Raw genomic sequence first — 1,513 nt, 5'->3', positions numbered from 1 at the left:
TCTTCGTAAGTCCACACAACTCACGATGATCAACGGTGGCCGCACCCGTCTCCGCACCGGCCCGACCAGCAAGATCACGATCTACAGCTGGAGTATTAGGTCCTGTCGTTCAGCGTCGGCGCCCACGCCGGGATGGACGGCCCGTTCCCCCACCTGGCCTTCCCGGCCGGACCCGACGTCGTCGTCATCGAATCCATGCGGGCCTCGCTCCACATGAACCAGGCCGACAGCGTCGAGCAGTACCGCACCACGGGCGACCTATTGAAAACCGAAGCCCAGACCCGCCAAGCCTACGTCCGCCTGCTCACGTCAATCGCCAAAAACCTCGCATGAACGGCAAGACCCGCATTGACCACGCACGGCTCCTGGAGCAGAGCAACGCCGCAACCTGGGTCAAGAACAGCCGCAGCAGTGGGGGCACCAACTGCGTGGAGCTTGCCTTCCTGCCGCAACTCGTCTGCTTCCGCGACTCCAAGAACCTCGACCAGCGACCGCTGCGCTTCTCCACCAGCGCGTACGGCGCCTCCATCGGTGGCCTGGAGCAGTCGGAACTGCCCATCTGAACCGCAGCACTGAACCACATGACGCCTCCACCCCGCTGGGAAGCCGCCCGCGCCGTCGTCCTCGACGCCGACACCCGCGTCCTGCTCCTGCGCTATGACGAAAACGGCGGATTCTGGACGACGCCTGGCGGCTCACTGGAGGACGGAGAGGACCACACCACGGCGGCGCTCCGGGAACTGCGCGAAGAACTCGGGATCGACGAGACGGCGGTCGAACTGGGGGCGCAGCTCGCGGAACGCAGCAAGGACCACCAGGTCGGCGGACGCGAAGTCCGGCAGGTGGAACGCTACTTCCTCGCCCGTGTCTCCACGGCCGACGCTGACCCGACACGCGCCACCCAGACCGACAACATCCGCGAGCACCGTTGGTGGAGCCTTCCCGAACTGCGGGCCACCCGGGAGACGGTCTGGCCCGTGGGGCTTTCCGATCTTGTTGCTGCCGTCGCCGAAGGGCGCACGCCGAAGCGGCCGGTCGTCATGACCTGACCTGCTGAAGAACTTGACGCTCCTGATGTGCGACAGCCCCCTCCTCCCGCCGTCACGTCAGCTGGGCCAAAACGGCGGCCATGGAAGCCACCGTGTCCCGGGCGCCGTCGAGGTCATTGAGGCGGAGCCGTTCCAGACGGATAGCGCCAAGGTGGCGGGCCTCGTAGACGAGCGCGCACCAGGCGCCGGCCGCCGAGGACTCGAGAGAGCCGTAGGTGTCCCAGAACGCGGTCCGCTCGTCTGTCTTGGCGCTGGCCATGCGGATGGTCCAGTCCGCGGCGGGATCGCCCCACAGCGTGCGGTCCAGGTCGAGGAGGCTGCTGATCAGCGGCGTCGGGGCGGCCGCGAGCACTGTGTTGACCGTCCTTCACTAGCCTCGGGCTTTCACGAGGGGGACCGTCCGAGTGTTGATCAAATAAGCGAGGAGTGCCTCTGAGCTGGGACGATAGGGCTTGTCGAAGGTC

The 1,513-nt window shown here is 66.6% G+C and carries 4 protein-coding genes; 3 read left to right on the top strand and 1 reads right to left on the bottom strand.

Going from position 1 to position 1,513, the window contains the following annotated elements; translation table 11 throughout:
* Nucleotides 1–102: 102 nt before the first annotated feature.
* The 3 genes from ABT245_RS45865 to ABT245_RS45855 are packed head-to-tail and all read left to right on the top strand — an operon-like array spanning nt 103 to nt 1,049.
* A complete protein-coding gene (locus ABT245_RS45865; protein ID WP_351747109.1) occupies nt 103–333 on the top strand; it encodes a Scr1 family TA system antitoxin-like transcriptional regulator in 231 nt (76 codons plus the stop codon).
* Complete coding sequence (locus ABT245_RS45860; protein ID WP_351747107.1) at nt 330–563, top strand: DUF397 domain-containing protein; 234 nt, start codon at nt 330–332, stop codon at nt 561–563. Before ABT245_RS45865 ends, ABT245_RS45860 begins: the two co-directional genes overlap by 4 nt.
* Nucleotides 564–581: 18 nt before the next feature.
* Nucleotides 582–1,049 (top strand): NUDIX hydrolase, encoded by a 468-nt coding sequence (locus ABT245_RS45855; RefSeq protein WP_351747105.1) that lies wholly within the window; start codon nt 582–584, stop codon nt 1,047–1,049.
* A gap of 52 nt (nt 1,050–1,101) precedes the next feature.
* Here the strand turns inward: ABT245_RS45855 and ABT245_RS45850 are convergent, their stop codons facing one another.
* Nucleotides 1,102–1,401 (bottom strand): hypothetical protein, encoded by a 300-nt coding sequence (locus ABT245_RS45850; protein ID WP_351747103.1) that lies wholly within the window; start codon nt 1,399–1,401, stop codon nt 1,102–1,104.
* Nucleotides 1,402–1,513: the final 112 nt, after the last annotated feature.

The organism is Streptomyces sp. NPDC001508 (genome assembly GCF_040298665.1).
In the GTDB taxonomy this organism is placed as follows: domain Bacteria; phylum Actinomycetota; class Actinomycetes; order Streptomycetales; family Streptomycetaceae; genus Streptomyces.
Note: the sequence above shows the minus strand (reverse complement) of the source record. Positions and strands in the feature narration are given on the sequence as shown.